Below are 286 nucleotides of genomic sequence, written 5' to 3' on the forward strand. Positions count from 1 at the left end.
CACGATTTAAAAAGTGGTGGGTCGTGAAGGATTCGAACCTTCGACCAATTGGTTAAAAGCCAACTGCTCTACCAACTGAGCTAACGACCCATCTTGGTTTTGCAAGAACTGATATTCTTACTGGAGTGAATGCCCCATTTTATAACATTTAAATTCTTTAACCACGATTTAAAAAGTGGTGGGTCGTGAAGGATTCGAACCTTCGACCAATTGGTTAAAAGCCAACTGCTCTACCAACTGAGCTAACGACCCATCTTGGTTTTGCAAGAACTGATATTCTTACTGG

The 286-nt window shown here is 41.3% G+C and carries 2 tRNA genes; both read right to left on the bottom strand.

Annotated features, from left to right (window positions below):
• Positions 1 to 14: 14 nt before the first annotated feature.
• A tRNA-Lys gene (locus H5202_RS23790) sits at positions 15 to 90 on the bottom strand.
• 86 nt (positions 91 to 176) lie between these two features.
• A tRNA-Lys gene (locus H5202_RS23795) sits at positions 177 to 252 on the bottom strand.
• Positions 253 to 286: the final 34 nt, after the last annotated feature.

Source organism: Shewanella sp. SG41-4, from assembly GCF_014164505.1.
In the GTDB taxonomy this organism is placed as follows: Bacteria; Pseudomonadota; Gammaproteobacteria; order Enterobacterales; family Shewanellaceae; genus Shewanella.